General features: G+C 56.2%; 15 protein-coding genes and 1 pseudogene. 12 read left to right on the forward strand and 4 right to left on the reverse strand.

Translation table 11 applies throughout. The features are described from left to right. Nucleotides 1-89: 89 nt before the first annotated feature. The 4 genes from RID42_07335 (at nt 90) to RID42_07350 (ending at nt 4303) form a co-directional block, all read left to right on the forward strand. Nucleotides 90-1808, forward strand: coding sequence for a tetratricopeptide repeat protein (locus RID42_07335; GenBank protein ID MEQ8247481.1), 1719 nt, complete (start codon nt 90-92; stop codon nt 1806-1808). Nucleotides 1809-1840: 32 nt separating this feature from the next. Then, a complete protein-coding gene (locus RID42_07340; protein MEQ8247482.1) occupies nt 1841-2677 on the forward strand; it encodes a 4-(cytidine 5'-diphospho)-2-C-methyl-D-erythritol kinase in 837 nt (278 codons plus the stop codon). Then, nucleotides 2575-3537 (forward strand): hypothetical protein, encoded by a 963-nt coding sequence (locus RID42_07345; protein ID MEQ8247483.1) that lies wholly within the window; start codon nt 2575-2577, stop codon nt 3535-3537. Before RID42_07340 ends, RID42_07345 begins: the two co-directional genes overlap by 103 nt. A 427-nt stretch (nt 3538-3964) precedes the next feature. After that, nucleotides 3965-4303 carry a hypothetical protein gene (locus tag RID42_07350; GenBank protein ID MEQ8247484.1) on the forward strand — a complete coding sequence of 113 codons (339 nt, stop codon included), beginning with the start codon at nt 3965-3967 and terminating at the stop codon, nt 4301-4303. 49 nt (nt 4304-4352) lie between these two features. Here RID42_07350 and RID42_07355 read toward each other — a convergent pair whose 3' ends face one another. Next, nucleotides 4353-4928, reverse strand: a complete 576-nt coding sequence (locus tag RID42_07355) for a YjbF family lipoprotein (protein MEQ8247485.1) — start codon at nt 4926-4928, stop codon at nt 4353-4355. A 193-nt stretch (nt 4929-5121) separates the two neighbouring features. Between RID42_07355 and RID42_07360 the strand changes: the two genes are divergently transcribed. The 4 genes from RID42_07360 to RID42_07375 all read left to right on the forward strand — a co-directional run bounded on the left by RID42_07360 (nt 5122) and on the right by RID42_07375 (nt 12654). Beyond that, nucleotides 5122-7950 carry an SLBB domain-containing protein gene (locus RID42_07360; GenBank protein MEQ8247486.1) on the forward strand — a complete coding sequence of 943 codons (2829 nt, stop codon included), beginning with the start codon at nt 5122-5124 and terminating at the stop codon, nt 7948-7950. Nucleotides 7951-8053: 103 nt separating this feature from the next. Beyond that, a complete protein-coding gene (locus RID42_07365) occupies nt 8054-10501 on the forward strand; it encodes a YjbH domain-containing protein (GenBank protein ID MEQ8247487.1) in 2448 nt (815 codons plus the stop codon). Continuing rightward, complete coding sequence (locus RID42_07370) at nt 10494-11690, forward strand: glycosyltransferase family 4 protein (protein MEQ8247488.1); 1197 nt, start codon at nt 10494-10496, stop codon at nt 11688-11690. Before RID42_07365 ends, RID42_07370 begins: the two co-directional genes overlap by 8 nt. Before the next feature lie 28 nt (nt 11691-11718). Beyond that, on the forward strand, nt 11719-12654 hold the full coding sequence (locus RID42_07375; GenBank protein ID MEQ8247489.1) for a hypothetical protein: 936 nt from the start codon (nt 11719-11721) through the stop codon (nt 12652-12654). A gap of 4 nt (nt 12655-12658) precedes the next feature. On the opposite strand, the gene RID42_07380 is transcribed toward RID42_07375, so the two are convergent. Continuing rightward, nucleotides 12659-13603 (reverse strand): SDR family oxidoreductase, encoded by a 945-nt coding sequence (locus tag RID42_07380; GenBank protein MEQ8247490.1) that lies wholly within the window; start codon nt 13601-13603, stop codon nt 12659-12661. A gap of 438 nt (nt 13604-14041) precedes the next feature. On the opposite strand from RID42_07380, the gene RID42_07385 reads away from it, so the two are divergent. The 4 genes and pseudogenes from RID42_07385 (at nt 14042) to RID42_07400 (ending at nt 18360) form a co-directional block, all read left to right on the forward strand. After that, a complete protein-coding gene (locus RID42_07385; protein MEQ8247491.1) occupies nt 14042-14731 on the forward strand; it encodes a hypothetical protein in 690 nt (229 codons plus the stop codon). A 755-nt stretch (nt 14732-15486) separates the two neighbouring features. Then, entirely contained in the window at nt 15487-16602 is a 1116-nt protein-coding gene (locus RID42_07390; GenBank protein ID MEQ8247492.1) for an MBOAT family O-acyltransferase, read from the forward strand. A gap of 14 nt (nt 16603-16616) precedes the next feature. After that, nucleotides 16617-17702: a hypothetical protein gene (locus RID42_07395; protein MEQ8247493.1), complete on the forward strand. Its 1086-nt coding sequence runs from the start codon at nt 16617-16619 to the stop codon at nt 17700-17702. A 382-nt stretch (nt 17703-18084) separates the two neighbouring features. Then, nucleotides 18085-18360, forward strand: a pseudogene (locus RID42_07400) (transposase). Between the two features lie 241 nt (nt 18361-18601). On the opposite strand, the gene RID42_07405 reads toward RID42_07400, so the two are convergent. Continuing rightward, nucleotides 18602-19615, reverse strand: coding sequence for an FkbM family methyltransferase (locus RID42_07405; protein MEQ8247494.1), 1014 nt, complete (start codon nt 19613-19615; stop codon nt 18602-18604). A gap of 587 nt (nt 19616-20202) precedes the next feature. After that, nucleotides 20203-22023 (reverse strand): asparagine synthase-related protein, encoded by a 1821-nt coding sequence (locus RID42_07410; protein ID MEQ8247495.1) that lies wholly within the window; start codon nt 22021-22023, stop codon nt 20203-20205. Between the last annotated feature and the right edge of the window lie 44 nt (nt 22024-22067).

A 22067-nucleotide genomic window follows, 5' to 3' on the forward strand; every position in this document is an offset into this window, starting at 1 on the left:
CCACCCTTCCAGCCGGTTGCTGGCAAACGTGGGCGGTGCTGCCTAATGTGACTCCCTCGAAACGGCCTATGACGCTGTGGAAGGTTAGGATGAGCCCACGACATATCGGATCGCGCCTGTTGGTCGCGGGCCTCGTCGCAATCGCGACGGTCGCCGTGCCGGCGTCGTCGGTGTCCGCCGCAAACGATTTGGAAGACACGCGGATCGGCCCTGAAGCAAAAGCCGATTCCCCGTTCGGCGGTTATCTCGCCGGGCACTATGCGCGCGCAGTCGGTGACAACCGGGCTGCGGCCGAATATCTGGCCCGGGCGATCGACGACGATCCCGACAACGCGGATCTTGCGCGCAGTGCCTATCGCTTGAAACTGGCGGCCGGCCGGGTTGACGAAGCGGTGGCGCTAGCCCGCAAGCTCGGCGGCGAAGAGCCGAACGACGGCTTGGCGCCCCTGGTCTTGGCAATTGCCGCGATTCGCGCGGGAGCATTCCAGGAGGCCGACCAGTGGTTGGACCGGGTTCCGGTGAGCGGCATGAACATCCTGCTTCGGCCCGTGGCCAAGGCATGGGTTCGAGTCGGGCAAGGCCAAGGCGATCAGGCGCTGGCTGAACTGGAGACGCTGCGCCAGAGCGAGCAATCCAAAACCTTTAGGCTCTTCCATCAGGCTCTGATCCAAGGGTTGATCGAACAGCCGGCCGAAGCCGAGGCCGCCTTTCGCGAGCTGATCGACGACCGGGCCACCCGCTCGCTGAGCGCGGTTCAGGCCTTCGCCAATTTCTTGGTGCGCGCCGGTCGCCGCGACGAAGCGGTGGCATTGATCGAAGAATATTTGCCGCGGGAGTCGAACAGTGCGCTGGTCGAAGACGCGCGCAGCGTCTTGGATCAAGATCCGCCCGTGCCCATGGTGTCGAGCGCGGCGCAAGGGATCGGCGAAGCGTTGAATGGCGCGGCCCGGTTCATGGCGCAAAACGGGGACCGCGAAACCGCGACGATCTATGCCCAACTCGCGCTGTATTTGAGCCCCGGCTTGGACGCGGTGCACGTGCTTCTCGGCAATCTCGAAGAGAGCGCGCAGCAATGGGAAGCGGCGATCGCGGCTTACCGCGCGGTGCCGCCCGATACGCCGTTCGGCTGGAGCGCTCGGCTGCGTATTGCGGCGACGCTGCACCGTTTGGATCGTACCAACGAAGCCATGACCCTACTACGGGGAATGGCCGATGAGAGGCCCGCGCGCAACGACGCGCTGATCCAGTTGGCAGACATCCTGCGTAGTGAAAAGCGTTGGCGCGAGGCTGCCGATGCCTACGGGCGGGCTATCGATCGTGCCGGCTCCCCCGTGGCCGACAACTGGGGCCTTTACTATTCGCGCGGCATTGCGTTCGAGCGGGCCAAGCGGTGGCCCGAGGCCGAGCGCGATTTTCTGCAAGCGCTTGAGCTGCAACCCGAACAGCCGGATGTCCTGAACTACCTGGGTTATTCGTGGGTTGAGCAGGGGCTCAATCTCGACCGGGCCAGGGCGATGCTCGAGCGGGCCGTCGAATTGCGTCCGCGCGACGGCTGGATCATCGACAGCTTGGGGTGGGTGCTTTTTCAACTGGGTGACTTCGAGGGGGCCGTGCTAAACCTCGAGCGTGCGATTGCGCTGCAGCCTGCTGATCCGGTGGTCAACGAACACCTCGGCGACGCGTATTGGCGGGTCGGGCGCAAGCGAGAAGCACGGTTTCAATGGGATCGGGCGCTGACCTTCAAGCCCGAAGCGGATTTGGTGCCGGTGATTCAGCGCAAACTCCGCGAGGGTCTGGGCGAGATCTAACCGGAGAGCCGTCAGGCGATCGACACATAATCATGACGGTGCACGAGTTCGCGGCGGCCAAGGTCAATCTGTTCCTGCACGTTCTGGGTCGCCGTGCGGACGGGTACCACGATCTCGATTCGCTGGTTGTTTTTGCCGAAGTCGGCGACGCGGTCGAACTGAGCCAGAACGACACGCACCGGCTCACGGTGGACGGGCCGTTCGCTCAGGACGTTCCGATCGATTCGTCGAACCTCGCGTCCCGCGCGGTCGCCGCGCTGGGTGACGCACTTGGCCGCGGCGACGGCGTCCACGTTCATCTCACCAAGAATCTACCGGTGGCGGCCGGACTGGGCGGCGGGTCCGCCGACGCGGCGGCCGTCCTGCGCGGACTGGCCCGTCTGTGGGAGACCGGTCCGTCGATGGCGTTTCCCGCCGTTGCCCAGGCGCTGGGTGCCGACGTGCCGGTCTGTCTGCGTAGTCGTGCCGCGCAGATGTCGGGCATTGGGGACGTCGTCATGCCGGTCGATTTCGACGCGCCGTTGGCGTTGGTTTTGGTCAATTGCGGTGCGGCGGTCGCAACGGGACGAGTGTTCGCGCAGACTCACCGATACGGCGCAGCGGCAGCACCCCTTGGCGAGCGGACCATCCAATCGTGGGTCCAGGGCCAGCGCAACGACTTGGAGGCGGCTGCGATCGCGCTCGTACCGGAGATCGCGCAGAGCATCGAGTTCCTGGAGCAGCAACCTGGGTGCACTGTAGGGCGCATGAGCGGGAGCGGCGCGACATGCTTTGGATTGTTCGAGTCTATGCCGACGGCCGAGTCCGCCGCGGCCGCGATTCGCGCGGTGCGGCCAACCTGGTGGGTGGTCGCCGCGTCGGCATCATGAGGCAGGTCGCGCGAAGCCCGACGACGGTCGGATGGGGAGGCTCCGGTTTGCGGTTTTGTCTCGCGCTGGGTTTGCTGGTTTTGGCCAGCTGTGCATCGGGGTTGCCGGCAGGCGGGGCCGATATCGAGCGAACTTGGAATCAGGCCCTAGTCGTCTTGCCCGCAACGGCGTCGGACGATGGCCCGCTGGTGGCGCGGCGCTCAAGTCGGGCGCTGGAGCGCACGGTGCGACGGTTACCGTCGGGGGCCCGTTTCCCGACGGTTGTCTTTCTGCATGGTTGTACCGGGATCGGCAATCTGCCGTTCCTCGAGGATCTCGGGCGACAGGGCTTTGCCGTGGTCGCGCCTGATAGCTTTGCCCGGACCTTTCGCCCTCTGCAATGCGAGCCCGGCACGCAGCGCGGCGGGCGCAACCTATTTGTTTATGACTTCCGCTCGGCCGAACTGACCTATGCGCTGGAGCGGCTCCACGAACTGCCTTGGGTCGATCTCGACAATCTGTTTTTGATGGGCGCGAGCGAAGGCGGCGTAACGGCAGCCTTGTTCCGCGCCGACGTCTTCAATGCCCGGGTGATCGTGCAATGGACCTGCACCGGCGCCCCGCTAGTCGCCGGCATCGATGCACCGCTGCGCACGCCGATATTGGCCATCGTGCGCGCGGACGACCCGTTCTACGCGCCGGCCAATACGCCGGGCCAGCAGGGGCACTGCGGGTTATATATGGAGGGCAGGCCGGGATCGCAGTCGCTGGTGGTGGGGGCTGGGCGCGACGATGCAGCACATGACGTTTTGGGCGATGCGGGTGCGGCAGCGGCGATTTTTTCGTTCCTTAAGCAAGCGACGGCACAACGGGTACAATAATAGCGTCGCGAACTCAAGTAACGAGTATTGGGTTTTTATTTAGTGTGCGCTCGAGAGCTTGCCGTTCGATCATGCGATACCCTCGCGACTTACCGAATTATTTTGCTGCGCGGCTCCACATGGCGCGCGGCCCGCTTTGTCGTCCGACGCTGACAGATCGATTCATCTCGCTGCGTTAAGCTACTGACGGACAAAGCGTTTGATTTTTGTGCGCGGGGCCTGTTGCATGATTGCAACAGCCCGCTTGTTCGCGCGTCAAAACCACAAATCCGGCTTGAACCGCCGGTTTGGCCCCACTAATCTCTCGCTTGAAATTGCGGACGGCCTCCAAGAAGCGGGTATTCGGTCGTCGGCGTGGTCGATGGCTATTGTACGTAACGCGCAAAACGAATAGTTTGCACAAAGTTTCTTAGGAGGTTCGCCGAACATGTTTGTAAAGAAAACTCTCACGGCCTTGAGCGTGGTTGCCCTTATGGCGGGCGCGCCGAGCATGGTCTTTGCGGCCGATGCGGCCTCCGTGAATAAGCAATCCCAGGTCTTCAAGACCGGCCAGGGCGCGGCAGCCGGTCAGCAGCAGGGTGGTGGTGCCGGTGGTGGTGCTGGTGCAGCTGGTGCAGCCGGTGGTATCGGCGCGGGTGCGATCGCAGCGGCGGTAGCCGTGGCGGCAGCGATCGCTGTGGCTGTTGCGGCAGCGACCGACGACAACACCACGACGACCTCCACAACGACGACCGCGACGAACACCGCAGCGACCACGTCGAACTAGTTTGAGCCTAATTCTAGAAAAAGGGCGCCTTCGGGTGCCCTTTTTTTTGCTAAATTATTGCTGGTTTCAATACGTCTATTTCGATCGGCGGGAATGTTCTCGCAATTGTTTGCCGCGATCGCCACACGAATCCGTCAACCGGATCCACCCAGAATAGGTTCTGAATATTCCAATTCGTACCAAGCACCTTGACGTGCTCGCGGACCAGGATTGTTTCGAAATCGATATCGGCGATTGCGATCTTTTTAGGACCAACCAAACGAAAATTGGATGTCCAGGTCGTAACCCCATCCGGCGCCAGATCAACTTCTCGAGAGGCTGAAACTCGGTTCGACTCTAGGTGAAGGCCAGTTGAAACAGGGTCCGGCTCTTGAAAAATCGTTGAGCGGATGGATTCTGGGAGACCAGCGGTCCGAACGACGCGACCGCCGCTTGTCACAATGGCAACCCCATCGGCGGACAGCCAATGCAGTTCAGTTCTTTCGGTGCGCCAAAGGACCAAGAGGGAGCGTGGACCTCGGCCGATCTTGGCGGCGATCGAAGCATAAGGAACCTGGTTGACGAGGTCGCGTGAAATTGGAACATCTGGTTGGCCGAAAGCGGTGAGTTTGATCGCGCCAACCACGTCAACACCTAAGCCACCTCCGCAACTTGCCAATCCAAAGCCGAGAGCGCCAGTAAGAAAAGCCCGACGGGTCCCGAGGTGTCTCACGAAACGATCTGGAGCATTCAAGGTTTGGCGGCTTTGCGGTTAGGGGTGCTATATAACAATACTTAGATTACCTTCTCTGTGAAACCCGATGCTTGGTGCTAATTGCATGACGTTTTGCCTAAAACACCTCCTTATCATCTCAGTCCTTGCAGCAATTGTTTTCACTCACGGAGTTGCTTCGGGGCAAGGGATTGGTGACCGCTCTCCTGTTGGTGCCTTGCTGGAGTCACTGAGAGTCTTAGAGGAGGGAGGAGGGTTTGGGGGACCATCCGCAAGCGATCTGCTCGACGACGCACGCGAAAACGCTTCGAAGCTTGCTTCTGATCGGCGAGAGACCCGGGTAGGTCAAGAAGTTAGCCGGTCCTTTTCCTCGGACGAGTTGCTTTTGATTGGAGCATTTTGCAGATCAGAGCTGACGGAAGAGCAAGATCACTTCGTCAGGACGATATCGAATTTTTCGCCACTTGAGCGAGACTACTGCCGCCGCATCGAATCTCCCTCGTTTCTTGCTGGGTATGGCGCGTTCGGGTCTATCCCGCAGGAGCCGACTTTGAGGGTGGGCGCTGCGCGGGAGGACTACACGTTAGGCGTCGGCGACGAACTCATTGTTACGGTTGTTGGGAATTCGGGATTTTCACGGACCGTGACTGTAGACTCCGAAGGTCGGGTGATCCTTCCCGAACTTAATCCAATCGGTGCAGTTGGTCTCACGCTTGATCAGTTTCGAAGAGAATTGACGGCGAGGGTCGAAACTGCGTTCGTTGGTTCCGAGGCGCTCGTCTCTCTCGGTGCGGTCCGATCGATTTCGGTGTTCGTCGTCGGAGAAGTGAACTCGCCGGGGGCCAAGCAACTTAGCGCGCTATCAACGGCGTTGGACGCTATTAACCTTTCCGGTGGTATCAAGAAAACCGGTAGCTTGCGACAGGTGACCATTCAGCGCGGGTCGGAAGTACGTTGGCTGGACTTATACGACCTCCTGTTCGGTCTCAGCGATATCCCGGTTGTCATGTTGAACCACGGGGATGTTATTCGCGTTCCCGGGATTAAAGAAACCGTTGCCGTCGTTGGAGACGTCAAGCGACCTGGGATTTTCGAGATGCCTGAGGGCGCGGCTGCGATTGACGCGCGTACGGCCGTTCGCCTTGCTGGAGGAACAATACGGGCTCGCGGTAATATCTTCTCGGTACGCAGTACTCAGGGCTCAGGGCGCGACCTGATCACCGACTACGATCGCGACGAGTTCGAGGTAGGTGCGGGGGATATCATAAGTGTGCGCCGCGCCGAGGGGAGGGACCTTGGAACAGTCGAACTACTCGGCGCGGTAACCGTGCCTGGGGCGCGCTCGCTTTCTTCGACTGCGACGGTGGGCCAGTTGCTTGGTAGCGGCGGTGCGCTGAGAGAGGACTCCTACCAGGCACTCGCTATCTTGCAAACCGTTGACTTGAGCACCGGCGCGCGACGCTACTTTCCAATCGATTTGCAGCGAGTCGGTGCAGGGTTGGAAGACTATTCCCTGCGTGATCAGGACCGGCTCATTGTGCTCGGTGTCGATGATGTCCGCTATTTGATGACACCTGAAGTCCACGCAGCTCTTTCGGATGTCGATCTGGAACAGAGGGAGGACTTTTCGCCACCGCAAGCGGACACCGTAGGTGCTTCGGTCGGAGCCTCGCCGACTCTCGGTTCGTTGCAGGGATTGGTCTCCCAGATTCAACCTTCGCCAAGAATGGCGCAGCAGGTTAGTGATGCATCTGCGACGACGCGCCAACCTGCTAAGTCCTGCGAGAGCCTCGTTGAGCTGGAGCGTATCGTCAGAGAATCTGGGGGCACACGCTTTTCCAATGCGACGCAATTTGGCGTCTTGCCAACGAGAGGCGGCCAACAAGACACCTGCCGCTCTGTGTACGAGCAGAACCCAAATCTTTTGCCTTTCGTTCTGGAGCATGGGGTCGTCGTTCACGGGGAGGTTCGTCGACCTGGCCTATATCCAGTTTCCAATGAAGTTAGCCTTGGGGGCATGGTGTCGCTGGCGGGGGGAGCGACTAATCGTGCCTACTTAGAAGGTGTCGAACTCATGCAATTCGGTGAGCCCGGTGGAGACGTAACCCGTCAAGTTGTGGATCTAACTTCAACCGAAGATGCGGCACGCGCCGTGGCTAACGGAGATGTTATCCGCGTTAGTCGTGCTTTCAGCGATCTTGATGGAGGTTCCGTCAAATTGAGGGGCGAGTTTGTTCGACCGGGTGTTTACGATATTCGACGCGGCGAGCGTCTGTTGTCGGTCGTGGCGAGAGCGGGGGGGCTCACCGCTCAGGCGTATTCTTTTGGCGCAGTTTTTACTCGCGAGAGCGTCAAACGGGCGGAGCGCGTAGCACTCCAACGCCTGGCGCGCGAACTGAATGCCGCGGTGGGCGTCGCCGCCGCCAATAGCGGGATTCCTGCGTCGGCGATTCAATCATTCGCGGAGTTGACGCGCGCTGTTGCTGCGTCTCCAGCAACCGGTCGGGTCGTGATAGAGGCCGACCCAACCGTACTTCAAGTGCGACCGGAACTTGACATTGTCTTAGAGTCCGGGGATCAGATTGTCATCCCACGTCGACCGGCGTCGGTGCTCGTGACCGGAGATGTATTGAATCCAGGCGCATTGCAGTTCGTCGCCGGCGCAACTCCGGACCGGTACATCCGTCAGGCTGGCGGATTTCAACAATCTGCAGACAGACAACGCCTTTTCGTTGTTTTCCCCAACGGTGTTGCCACCCCGGTGTCGGTGAATGCGTTTAACTTCACGCCTGTCAAAGTACCGCCCGGCAGTACCATCGTTGTGCCGAAAGACGCAACGCCGTTCAGCCTGCTCACTGTGTCTAAAGAACTTGCATCCGTTCTTAGCCAACTTGCCATCACAGCCGCGTCTCTCGCAGTAATCAGCAACCAATAGACTTGATCTGCTTCGGAACGATTGCGGTTGAACGGGGGCGGCGGGAGGTGTGAACGCTTTATTCCGCCTTTCGACTATCATAACAGCCGTCTTGTTGTGCTACGTGCCACCCGTTTTGGGCCAAAGCCCTGAGTGGGAACCCTCTGCCAGCGATTTTGGTGGAGTGGGTCTATTCCAGACTCGGACGGCAAGGTTTTGGCGCGATGGTCAGGCGGACGTCGCCTTCTCCCGAGTGTTTCCTTACGATCGCTATAATCTGAGCCTCCAGGCGCTTCCCTGGTTGGAAGCCACGTTTCGATATACATCGATTCTCAATCGAAGTTTTGACGGTGGATCTAGCGTATTCAGCGGTTCGTCATTTAAGGACCGTGCGTTTGATGCGAAGGCACTGTTGCTGCGCGAAACGCGTTTTCGCCCGCAAATAGCGGTGGGGTTTCAGGACGTATTGGGAACAGGCTTGTTTGCCGGCGAGTACATAGTCGCGAGCAAGCGATGGTTTGACTTCGATGTCTCGGCGGGCCTTGGCTGGGGTTACCTGGCTGGCACAAGCGAAATCCGAAATCCCCTAATCTCTTTGTCTGACGGGTTCAAATCTCGAGTCAATACCGCATCTCAGGGCGGTCAGCCGACGGTAGGTGCGTGGTTTTCAGGCGCTAACATCGGCATTTTTGGAGGCGTCGAATACCAAACGCCGATCAAGGGATTGGCTTTGAAGGTTGAGTACGATCCCAACAATTACAGCCGCGAGCCGATCAACAATAACCTGCCCTCGACTTCGCAGTTCAATTTTGGCTTCAACTATCGCCCGTTCCCTTGGATCGAAATTTCGACATCGCGCGAACGTGGTGAACTCTGGATGGTGCGCGTATCCCTTAGGGCGAATTTTAACGATAAAGGGATCCCGAAGATTGATCCAGCGCCGCCCGAACTAAAGCCACGGAAAGCGATCCTCGCGGGGCTAGCCTCCACCGGTGGTGGGCCAGTTGTGCTGCCGAGAAAGAGCCAACATAACGACGCAAACTCGGACTTGAACGCGGTCTTCGCTGACTTTACGAGACAAGGCTTGGTTTTAGATAGTGTCTCATTTGAGGGTGGCTTCCTCGATATAAATTTTCAGTCTAACAACGACATCTCGGGTTTGAGTGCTGACGATATGGGTAGTTTGCTCGCGAGATTCGTTGAGCATTCGTTTCCTGACGCGCAACACATCGCTGTGAGTTTTACCGGGGGCCCGGGTGCGCAAACGTCGCGACCGTTGGACCAGGGGGTCGGCGTTGTGCGATCTGTCGCACCAGTCTCGGCGCCCGTTTCTCAGCCAAGAAGCCGACCGTTGCCTACCCATGAGATTGCTACGCGGATATTTGAGGAACTCGACGAAGAAGGCCTAGCGGCTGAAGGCTTTGAGCTTCGCGAAGGTGAGGCAATTCTCCATTTTTCACCGACGAAGTACCGCCAGACTGCGCGAAGTGTCGGGCGCGCCGCCCGGGTCGTGGCAAACAATGTGCCTCCCGATATTGAGTTGATCACCCTTGTGTTGAGTGCCGCAGGGATGGAGCTATCTAGAATAACAATTCTGCGGCACGATCTCGAAATGGCTGTCTCACAAAGCGGCAGCCCTGAAGAGGTTTGGGTACGGGCACAGGTCCTTCCGCCTGCCATTGACGAAGAGTCGTCGAACATCATCCATAACGGTACAAGATTTCCAGCGTTTGACTACTCAGTCGGCCCGAGATTGCGGCAGCATATTGGGTCAAGAGATGGTTTCATGCTCTATCAGTTGTTCCTTGCATTCTCTGGGCGTGTGGAGCTAGCTCCAGGTCTCTCGATCAGCGGTTCTGTCGGCGCGGACGTCACCAATAACTTTAATCGGTTGACGGTAGATCCGCCGGCAAGTCAGGTACCTCGAGTTCGATCGTTCATCAGGGAGTACCTTCAGCAGGGCCAGAATAATCTGATACGTTTGCAGACCGATTACATGTTTTCGCCAGCACCCGATCTGTATGCTCGCCTCTCGGCAGGATACTTCGAAGATATGTTTGGGGGCTTCGGTGGAGAGGTCCTTTTCAGGCCATTTGGATCGAGGTTCGCGGGTGGCATCGACTTGAACTACGTGCGGCAGCGCGACTTCGATCAACGGTTTACATTTCGAGATTATTCGGTCGCCACCGGACATGTGAATCTCTACTACGACCTTCCATTCAAGGATATCCTAGCCCAGGCCAATATCGGTCGCTTTCTAGCGGGCGACATCGGTGCGAAATTCCAGTTTTCTCGGGTCTTCGCTGGCGGAGTTCGGGTGGGAGCCTGGGCGACCCTCACTGACATGCCATTTGCCGTATTTGGAGAGGGTAGCTTCGACAAAGGATTTTTCGTGGTCATACCGTTTGATCTGCTTTCAGTTCGCTCCACGACGCGTTCTGGGACATTTGCCTTTCGCCCGCTAACCAAAGACGGCGGTCAGCTCTTGGGGATTGTTCCGCGTTTGTATGACGTGACGGCAGGCGGAAATCTGGACAATGTCTCTAAGGACTGGGATCGACTGCTTGACTGACAGACAGCCCGACAATGAATCGTTGAGTAACCAAAAGAAGCGAATCCTGTTCGTCGTCAATGAGGCGTTCTTTTTTCTCTCGCATCGGCGCGCACTTGGGGAGGCTCTTCTTGAGGGCGGGTATGAGGTCCATATCGCAGCGCCAGCCGATCACGCCTGGGCGCCCCAGGAATTCGACTCCGCCGAATTAGCCAAGATCGGCTTCACGATGCACACAATATCGCTGAGCCGCCGAGGGCAAAATCCGTTGGCGGAATTAGCAACAATCGTGGGAATCTTCCGCTTGGTGCAACGTTTGCGGCCGGACATCCTCCATTTGCTTACCATCAAACCGGTTCTCTATGGTGGGTTGATTGGGCGCATATTGGGGATCCCGCTGGTTGTGAGTGGCTTTACCGGGTTGGGTCAAGTCTTCTCGGATGAAGTCGGCCCCTGGGTACGTCTTCGCCGCTGGATAGTTTGCCTTGTTCTTCGTCTATCGCTCTCCGGTCGGCGGTCCCTAGCACTTGTCCAAAACTCTGATGATCAGAAGACGGTAGCGGACGTCGTACGGAACGCTCGGATCGTAGTAATTCAGGGATCGGGCGTAGCTGTCTCCGAGTATCCCCTTACGCCGATTCCCAACGAACAACCGATTGTAATGCTTGCAGCGCGTCTTCTGTGGGAAAAGGGCGTAGGTGTCTTCGTCGAGGCTGCGAGATTAGTCAAGGCGGACGGGGTCAGCGCCCGCTTTGTCCTTGTTGGAAAAACGGTAGAGGCAAACCCGCGCTCGGTGCCTCGTCAGCAATTGGAGGCTTGGGTAACAGAGGGAGTCGTTGAGTGGTGGGGGTACAGAGACGACATGGCGGCTACTCTTTCACAATGCAGTGTCTTTTGTTTGCCGACGATTTATCGCGAGGGCGTTCCCAAGGTATTGATGGAGGCGGCATCATTGGGCCGTCCGGTTGTCACTAGTAATCTGGGCGGATGCGGCGAAATTGTAGACCACGGTATAAACGGCTTCACCTGTCTGCCGTCAGATCCGCAAGCGGTGGCCCAACACGTGAAGCGCCTTTTACTTGACCGTGATCTTTGCCGGCGCCTCGGCATGGCCAACCGACAAGTCGCTGAGCAGAGGTTTGACGTCAAGAAAATCGTTAAGCAAACAATTGACGCCTATTCAGGTCACTTTCAATTAGTTAGTGACTAGGCAATAGTTGAGACATGGAGCGAGCTAAGTGAACAATGGGCCAGGGCAGGCATTGCCGCCAGCATCTCTCTCGAGTGATTTTATTGACTTACGATGGTTGGCCAAGATTTGGCTGCGATGGTCGTGGTTGGCGGTTCTGGCAGGTTTGGTAGGCGCATATTTTGGGCTAGAAACCGTCAAGAATACGACGCCGGTCTATAAAGCTTCGATGATCGTTCAACCTGATGCTGGGAGCAGCTCCGGGGGTAGTGCCGCGAGTCTTGCGATTGGAGAAGCTTTGGGGCTTGGCGGCGATATAGGAGGCGGAAACGCGACAGCGTTCGGGAGGCTGCAAGTTGTAATTGGTTCATTGAGTCTCGCCAGAGAGCTTCAACGAGAACACCATTTAATGCAGGTCGTTTTTGGTGGTTGGGATGAGGAAAGCAAGCAATGGTTGCGCCCGGAGGGCAAGAAGTTCGAAAGGCAGCAACGTTTCAGGAGATGGATTGGGTTGTCGCTTTGGTCAGCTCCCGACGAAGAGGACCTCGCGAGCTATCTCGCCGGGAGTATCAAATTCGAGGCCTCGGAAACGCCAGGATTCCATGAAGTTAGTTATCGACACCCGGACCCTGAAATCGCTCTGAGGGTATTGTCCATTGCCTACCGCGCAGCCGACAGTAGGACGCGAGCACAAGACCTTGTCGAGTCGGTTCAGCGGCGCAATTACATTTCTAGACAGCTTTCGGAGGTGCGTCTCGTCGATAGCCGTCAGGCGCTCATCAACCTTCTGACATCCGCGGAGCGCGAAGCAATGATGCTGGAATCAGATTTGCCCTATGCGGCGCGAATCATCGAACCAGAGTTTGTGTCGTCAAATTTCGAAGAGCCCAACGTGGTGGTCATGGTTGGACTGAGGGCTGCGATAGGGGCGGGCGTAATGTTACTTCTAGTCACAATGGTTGCCCTATTTCGTTCTCCGTCGTAGTCGCCTACGCGAGAAGCTGCCTGAAATAGGCGATAGTCTCGGTTAGGCCGTCTTCCAGTGAAATAGTCGGTTCCCAGTTCAAGCATTTCTTAGCCAGCGAAATGTCCGGTTGTCTCTGCGGGGGATCGTCCGGTGGGAGCGGGAGATAGGTGATATTTTCCTTTGTCCCAGTAAGGCGAAATACGGTTTCAGCCAGCTCCAACATGGTGATCTCGTGCGGATTTCCGAGATTAATAGGACCCGTAACGGGGTCCGCGAGATTCATGATCGCCTCCAATCCAGCGACCATGTCATCGACGTAGCAGAACGAGCGCGTCTGCATGCCTTTGCCATAGATGGTAATTGGAGCGCCCTGGAGCGCTTGCATCACGAAGTTCGAGACAACCCTACCGTCGTTTGGTTGCATTCTCGGGCCGTAGGTATTGAAGATCCGAGCAACACGAACGCTAAGTTCAAATTGTCTCGCGTAATCGAAGAAGAGGGTTTCAGCACATCGTTTACCTTCGTCGTAGCAAGCGCGCGGCCCGATCGGGTTCACATTCCCGTTGTAGCTTTCAGTTTGGGGGTGCACTTCGGGTGAGCCGTAGACTTCGCTTGTGGATGCCTGGAAGATTCGACATCCCATTTGCAATGCGAGGTCCAACATATTGATGGCACCCAGAACGCTCGTCCTCACCGTCTGTACGGGGTCTCGCTGGTAGTGTATAGGCGATGCGGGGCATGCCAGATTGTAAATTGCACCGACGGATGTTTCGAATGTTTTGGTCACGTCGTGCTCAACCAGGCGAAAATTGTCGTGGCCTTGCAACTCGGCGACGTTTTCAACCGACCCGGTATAGAAATTATCAAGGCAAAGAACATCCTGCCCTTTTGTAACTAGAGATTTGCATAGATGACTCCCAATGAAGCCGGCACCGCCAGTCACCAATATTGGTTTTGTTGTGTTCATTGATCGGACGGTCCTTTTTTCCGCTCAGGAGCGGATAAGGTGAAATACTCTTGGGGCGTCATATACGCAGTCCTGTGGTTCTATCGCAGTTTCGTGTCGTTCTTCGCGCAAAATGTTGTATCTGCGCTGACCTCTCTTGGCGACTCATCAAGATACCAAACCGTCGATTTCTCTCTCTTTTCCACCAGGTACCCTAGCGATTTCACGGGGTTTGTACGTGTGTTGTCGACATCCCTCACGGATTCTATGGGGGCGATATTTCGGTTCGCGTCTGGGGGGTCGCCATTCCTGATCAATCTTGGATTCCAGACTATCGCGTTCGTCGGCCTAGTTGCCTTACTCAGGTCTCTCCCGCCACGGCCACGTATATTTCTGTTGTTCGTGCTCGTACTTCCATCATTCACAATATGGTCGTCCGTTGCGAGTAAGGAAGCCATTGTGGTTTTCGCAATGGGGATATTTCTTTCGACGGTTGTTCGGCAGTCGCTGGAGGGCAGTTACAGCATAGTGCTGCGGGCAATGTCTCTGGCCTTGGTAGTTGCTTACAAGCCGCACTATGCACCGGCGCTTATCATTCTTCTCTTCGCACCGACAATTATTCGGAACGTTCGTCAAGCCGGTTTTGTGCTCCTTGTGTTGAGCCTTTTCTCTATCGCCATACTCCTTAGCTATCAAGAAGTCCTTGGCGATCTTGCGCTCTCAGTCGTGCCACATTTCCGAGGTATGGGGAACTCAACCCGCGCGGCATTCTTCCTCGAGCAAGCGGATTTTCTGTCGAAGGCCCCGGAAGGAATGTTTCTCTCCGTCTTCGGGCCAACAATGCAGGAAGCCAGAGGCGGAATCCTCCACTTCGCGGCTTTCGTTGAAAGTTCGATCCTGGTCTTGGTTATTCTAATCTTCTTGGGCGCAAGGATGTGGTCAACGCCGATTGCGAGTCTGATGGTGGTATTGTTGGCCTTATTTTGGTTGCTTATTGGCACCTACCCGCTAGGCGTAATGAATCCTGGAACGGCGATTCGATACCGAACAGGCTATGAATTGTTGATTTTCGTTCTGTTGGTCGTTTTGACGTCGAGGTTGGCCTACGTTCGGCTGCGGAGTCCAACTGAGAGAGTCCGGCTAACTTGACCCTTCGGAGGGTGAGTTGAGCCGGAGACTACGCGCCACAAGAGATCATCTGGAAGTTGGGTGAGGCCGAGGTTTGGCGGCGACGTGAGGGGCTGAAGGTAACGACGAAATAGCCAAAACGCGGGCGGCTAAGGCTCGACGACGTGAATCCGTTTACAACCTGGCAAGCACCGGCCTGGAGCTGGTCTTGCGCGCTAGGCGCACGCGCCGCTTTAGGCTTCAGAGGGTCGCCTTTTTCTCTACGGCTTGGACGCCCCCGGTTTATTCGCGTGGCTTCAACCCTCGCGCGAACGCGGGTAGATTTTCACAAGAATGACTATTGTCCCCGTGTTACAAACTGCGGGGCGAATGACCGCTCCGCGTGCCCAAAGCCGCAGAATTGGTTCGATGTCAAAGAGTACAGACCTTGCTTTTTAGTTCTCCGGAGTTCGTCCTTCTATTCTTGCCAGCAAGCGGGGCAACTTTTTTTGGTCTCCGGAGCCTCGGATATCCGCGACTCGCCAAGCTGTCTATCTATGGGTTCAGTTTGGTGTTCTACGCATATTGGGACGTTCGGTTCCTGCCGTTGCTGGTCGGCTCAACGTTGTTCAACTACGCCGTCGGGAATCTGCTATCCGCGTCACATTCCAGAGACGCCCCGGCCCGATCCCTCTTGGTCGTAGGGATCCTCGTCAACCTCGGTTTGCTCGGTTTCTTCAAGTACACAAACTTCCTGATCGACAATCTGAACGATTTGGGGGGGGTCGGTCGGTTTCGTGTCCGTCGTCCTTCCCTTGGGAATTAGCTTCTTCACTTTCCAGCAAATTGCTTTCCTCGTGGATGCCTACCGGGGGCGCGCCTCGGAGAACAGCCTCTTGGACTACAGCATTTTTGTCGCGTTTTTCCCCCAACTGATTGCCGGACCAATTGTGCATCACAAGGAGATGATGCCGCAGTTCGCGCAAAGTGCCTTACAGGGCCCGAATCTCGACAACATCGCCAAGGGCGCGTTCATCTTCGCAATCGGATTTTGGAAAAAGGTGGCGGTCGCGGATACGCTTTCCCTTTGGGTCGTGCAAGGCTTCGGCAATGCGCAATCGCTGAATTTTATCGAAGCATGGACAACAGCGCTCGCCTACACGTTCCAAATTTATTTTGACTTTTCAGGCTATGCAGACATGGCGATCGGCGCGGCCCTCATGTTCAACATTGCGTTGCCGATTAATTTCTTCTCGCCCTACAAAGCACAAAGTATTCGCGATTTTTGGCAGCGCTGGCATATCTCGCTATCGAATTTTTTGCGCGACTACGTGTACATCCCACTTGGCGGCAATGCGAACGGGCCGCCTCGGGTATACCTAAATCTAGCAGCGACCTTTCTAATCGGTGGCCTCTGGCATGGCGCCGGGTGGACGTTCATTATTTGGGGCGCGCTTCACGGTGCCGCCATGGTTTTCCATCGAATTTGGTCGCTGCACGGACTTCGTTTGCCATCGACACTCGCCTGGGCAACAACCTTTCTTTTTGTGGTGGTAACTTGGGTCTTCTTTCGCGCGGACACGCTTGCTGATGCGCTCGCCATTCTGCGCGCCATGATTGGCCTCAACGGCATCGTTTTACCGCCACAACTGGCGCCTCTACTTGGAAATTTGAGCGTATTCGACGTACGGTTCAGCACCTACTGGTTCACCAAGATAGACTGGGAGTCGGTGAAGTACGCCTTTGCTCTGATTCCGTGCCTCCTTATTTTTGTCACGGTGTTCCGAAACTCGGTAGAGCTTGCCGAGAGATTTGCTTTCTCGTGGCGTACCGGTCTCCTTACGGCGGCGGGGTATTCACTAGGGTTCGCCTTGGTCTACCGCGGCGGTGAGTTCATCTACTACCAATTCTGATTTTATCGAGACCGATGAAAAAGCCCGCCAGAGAAACACCAAGAATCACGGTCCATCGGGGTGCCACTGAGTCTGTCGACTTAACAAGGAAGAAATGGCGCTACATACTCATTTACCTCGTCGCAATTCCAGCGGTTGCCGCGCCCATAATGCTCGTGTTCTTCCTTCTCCTCTTTGGCGGGAGCCAGATCGTGAGGGATACGCTTGTCAAAATTGGCCGCGAACCAGTCGGGATTGCCTATTTTGGCGATTCAGTGTTGCGCGCCTATTCGTCTTGCGAAGCGAATACGGACAGTATCGACACCCTCCTTCGCGAGAGGACCAGTCAATCTGTCGTGACTATCGCGAGTGCCGGTTACACCGTCCGACAATTCTCGGCCCTAGCTCGGTTGTTCGATAAGGAGGGAAGCGCGCCGAGATTGGCGATTGTTCCGTTGAACCTAAGAAGTTTTTCAGTGATATGGTTTGCGAATCCAGGGTGGCAATTCGAAACGGAAATGCAGTACGCGCGGCTGGTCGCAGGCGACTGGAGCGGGTTGCCGTCGTTCGTGTTTTCAAGCATCGCCGGGGAACAGTTGGAATCCGGGAGTTTTCTCGACTCGCCAATCGAGGCCGGCGGTACACGGTACGGAACGATTGCTGAGCTTTCCTCGAGAACGAGCAATGTTCCCCTCAGCCTCGAATGCACAAATGAGACGAAACAGCATGATGACGCTCTGCATGCAAAGTTCACAATGAACTATCTCTTTGACGTGAAGCGCGATCATCCCCTTCTCGAGTCTCTTTCCAGTTTCCTCCTAGAATTGCGTTCTAACGGCGTCCTCCCCTTAGTCTACATAACGCCGGTAAATATAGTGGAGGCCGAGCGGGTTCGGGGGCCGACGCTCGCTGAGGCCATGAGGAGGAACGTGGCGGCGATCGATACGTGGCTCTCCAAGACCGGTGCGCCTTATCTTAATCTTGCCTTTGACCTTGAGCCGGAAATGTTTGCCGATACAGGGTGCGCATGCGAACACCTAAAATACGCGGGACGGAGATACGTCAGTGAACGACTAGCAGAAGCGATAAATGAGCATTTTGTTCCAGCGTCTCACGAATGAGCGGCTACACCTGCCCGGGCAGGCGGTTTCGCCTGGTTCAGTTACATGGGAGAGTCCGGACAGTCTCGGGACAAAGCTATTTGGCTATAGGCGCTAGCATCGCAGCCGAGTGATAAGTGATATCTAACGGTGTTTGCAGGTTCGGCGCCAAACCGGGGGCAAGGGGTTCTACGCCCGTTCAGCGCAACCGAGCGGTTCAAGAAACCACCACCCGAGGAAAGCGAAATCGGTCCCACAGTTCTTGTGCCTGCATCTGTCATGCCCGTTACAATGCCGTCTCGTGTGGACGCCGGGGCGCTTGCGTTCTGGGGCAACTACGCGACTCTGCATAAACCGATCGGCGACAACCACCGATCGCGGTGCGGGAATGGCGACCGCGGTTGTGAAGACACTGTTCATCGAATTGGGCGGTCCATGGGAGAACGGTTACAACGAGAGCTGCAATGGCGAGCTCAGGAACGAGAGGCTGAGCGGCGAGTTCTTCTACACCCTGGTCGAGGTCCCGACCGATCGGTGGCGGCGTCACTACAACACTGTCTGGCCAGGCTCGGCGCTCGGATGCCGGCCGCCGGCACCACAGGCGATCTTGCCGTCTATGGCCAAATCGCCTTTCCCTGAAACTGTTCGGACTCTCTCAGTCCAGATGGATCAGTCATGAGGGCCGGTCAAAGCCAATCTAAAGGATTCGTTTGCTGAAGTTCCGTAAGGCCGTCACCTTGCACGAGAGTATTAGAACGACTCTCGCGGAAGATCCGTTAGTGGTTTTGGACGCAGGGTGTGTAGGCGGTATAGATCAAGCTTGGGTAGGGGCCGACAGTGACGATCTATTCCGCTTCATTGGGTTCGAAGCTAAAGCCGAAGAGTACTCCAAGCTTCCCCAGGCTTCCCGCACCTCCTAACTACCTGGGCGTGTCATCGCGCGAAGCACTCGCGTACTTGATGCGATGGACATCGAGAACGCGCGCCGCTTTCAGTCGTTGTTTTGCCCGAAAGAACCGGTTGATCGGTATGAAAAGCCGTTTGCTTGGCACAAGACGGTTAGACTTCGGCGTCGACTTTGCCCGAGCATACCGACCGGCCAGCAACTGACTAAGCAACCCCGCAAAGGCCGCAGCGCGACCGAATGAAAACGGAAAAATATCGGTAAGTGCCACGAGCCGATCTGATTGCCTTCGCAACACGCGGGCCTCGGATTCCTCAATAATGCCGTTCTCAGTCGCCCGAGTAACGAGGATCCGGGCGTAATCAAACTGTCGTATGCAGATCGCATTCGCGAACGCTTTGATGACTCGTTGCCTCGGCCTGGGTCCTTCCAGAATGTTCTCAATAGACATTAGGTAAATTCCGTCGCCGCCTTCTATCGCGCCAACTAAATCTTGGCCATAAGACAGCCCAAAAAGCCGAAACCCAGCATGACCCAAAAGCGAATGCAAATCGACGAAACTACCTTTCTTAGATGTGTCGAACGGGAACTCGAGCTTCACAGCCACTGTCTCATTCTTCAATAAATCCTTAGCGCCTTCCAGAACCTCAAGCTCATGCCCTTCGACATCGATCTTCAAGACGTCAAGTGATGGGACGACACCCTCAGCGCGCAAGGAGATCAGTGTTCGGCATTGAACTGTGACCTTTGTAAACGACTCTCCAAATAATTGCTCTCGATCCGGTCGCTCGCTTACTGATCCAACGGTCCCGGAAGCGTGAAACTCGAGTTCGCCATCCCTATTCGAAACCGCTATTTGGTGAAATGAAGCGCTGTTGTCAGCGAGCTTTGCGAACTGCTCGGGGCTGGCTTCAAAACCGAAAAAAAACATCGCCCCGCCACACTCGGCATGTCGCCATGTCGGGTCGATTCCGCCGGCACAACCCACGTCAACTACACAGAGGGGGGCCTGATCGAGGAGGTTGTTCATGTGCTGGCTGATTTATCTATTGTCCGTGGCTACGAATGTTCTGCCGAACTCGGTCTAAGATGAACGGACGCATCACGGGAGATGAGCGAAAATATGATCAAGAGAACAAGCAACTCATAGCCGGTCCTGCAGCGTATGGCTGAACCCAGTTTCAATACAACAGGTGAATACGTTGCCACAAGCATCCAACTGACAGCAAACACGCTGACTAGCAACATTGAAACAGGCATCCGCCAAGAACGGTAAACAGGAGCTATGGAGAGCGCCGTCAAAACGAGGTCGCTCTCCACAAACGCAGCGGTCTGAAGAACTCTCCCGAACCTAGCCTCCGTGAAAGTCGGTTCGGAAAAACCAATAAACATCCCGTATGGGGGGCTTTGCTAGAAAATCTTCGGGCACAACGAAAAACGCTCCCCCTGCCGAGGCCCCCATTCCGGAAAAGTGTGGAACGACCGATATAGCCAATTCGCCCAATTGATTCCCGGTCCTAACGAGAAGCGCGATCGAAACGGTTCCGCCCATCAGAACGACAAAGCCCTTTGGACTGGCTGCGGTCTTTAGATGCAGCAAGGCGAATCCCTTGCCGACTAAAGTCGGCGCAAGAGTTGGTCGATGGTCAATAGCCCAACCAACACTTGGCTCGTTCCGTAGTCAGGCAGCGCCGGTGAGGCGAGAATATCTTTGACGTATACTCGGAGTCGGTCCCTCTGAAGAAAATCTAGCGCCTCTAGAGACGGTCCTTTCACAAAATCTTCAAGAAAGGGCTTCCACTGCGTCTTGAGCAGGTGGTCGTATGGAATACCCATGCGTTCAAATCTGTCGTCTCCTGGTTCCTCGCGAAGGCCCAGGCGTCGCAACGCAAAGTCTTCAATCTGGCTCACGGTGCGTCGGGCCGAAGAATATCGGATCGGAAATCGGTGGTTCGCGGCGGCTAAGTTTGCCAATTGGGGACTAGCTAGTGTGAGAGCTGTGCGTTGAATGCGCGCGTCGAAGCGCAGGCTAGATGGGAGAGTTTGGTACAAATGGTAAAGGTCGTTGTCAAAGGATGGCGTTCTTTGTTCGAGCAGCGTGTTTATTCCCCAATGATCTGCACACGAGTAGTGACGCGCCAGGTTCGAAAAGGAGAGGTACTCCCACACATCAGTGGGCTCATCTGCAACATCAAGCGCTTCATCGTAGATCGAATCGAGTTCGGCACGCAGCCGTTCTTCTTCCTGCTTTCTAAACGCGGCGTCAAAAAAGTCGTGGTCTGGCCTTACTCGATAAGAAATTGAATTTGCGAAGTGGCCAACGATATTGGTGGGCAGGTGTTGCGGCAGCCGAAAGAAGAGCGTGTGGCCCCCAATACGTGGGTTCCACCTGGGCAAGTACATACCTTGGAAGAAGTAGTCAAAACCATGGCCGTGAAATCCTATGTCGGCGTAAGGCGCTATCTGTTCTTCCAAACCTATGAACATGCACATGGGCACGTATTGTCCCGCGCCAACACGGGCGGCCCTGGCGAATGTTGATTGATAGTGGGTTTCTGGCGCCGCTACGAAGACATGCGGCATGCCGACCATTGCGGCTGCTTCCTTCGCGACACGAACTTCGCGGTTCTCGAATGCTGCAATGGTGAAGCAGGTAAACTCTTTTCCGATGCTCTCAAGGCTGGAAAGAAGCAGTCGAGTATCCATTCCGCCAGACAGAAATAAGGAATACCGTCCTTCTTCGCTGGTTCTCCTACGAAGCGATCCCCGCACTCCCTCCAACAGTAGAGTTGCTGCGTCTTGGACTCCGATTCGCGACTTGTTCTTGAAGTTCGGTCTCCAGTACTGACGAACTTTCGTACTTCCTAGTTTGATTTCGATGATGCTTGAAGGAACCAATAGCTTGGTGTTTTTCTCCGGTGTCTTGTCGCCAAAGACCCTCTTGTAGTTGAGGAAGTCGAACACAGTCGAGGTGTCGAGTTGAGCCCGTCCCAACGATGCTAGGCGCTCCCAAACATCAGCAAAAGTTGTTCCGAGCACGACTAAGTCGTCAAATACAGCGTAGTAGAGTGTCGGATACGCGAATCGGCAATTGATCGCTCGGAGGGTGCGGTTGCCAACATCTGCGTGGATCAGGAGGAACTCCCCGTTGATCTCCGAGAGTTCGCTATCCGACGCGCCCCTCGCGACAAGTTTTGCGGCCCCCATCTTATCGATGCATTCGCCGAGTATTGGGTTGCCAAGAACGCATACCCGATGGTCGTCGATCTGCACAAAGAAGGGCTTTGGCCTAAAACGAGCATGTGCGACATCGGCGAACCAGCCGTCCGAAAAGGAAGCCCACGTTAAGGTTCGGGTGCCTCGGATAATCTCGATGAGAAACGAGGGTTGCTCCCCCGGTGAAGGGACTTCGCCGGCAGATTGTTCTATCGAGCCCATTGTCTTCCTAATTGTGCAGGCAAGATCATAGTTATGACTAGGCC

The organism is Alphaproteobacteria bacterium, assembly GCA_040216735.1.
Taxonomy (GTDB): Bacteria; Pseudomonadota; Alphaproteobacteria; order SHVP01; family SHVP01; genus CALJDF01.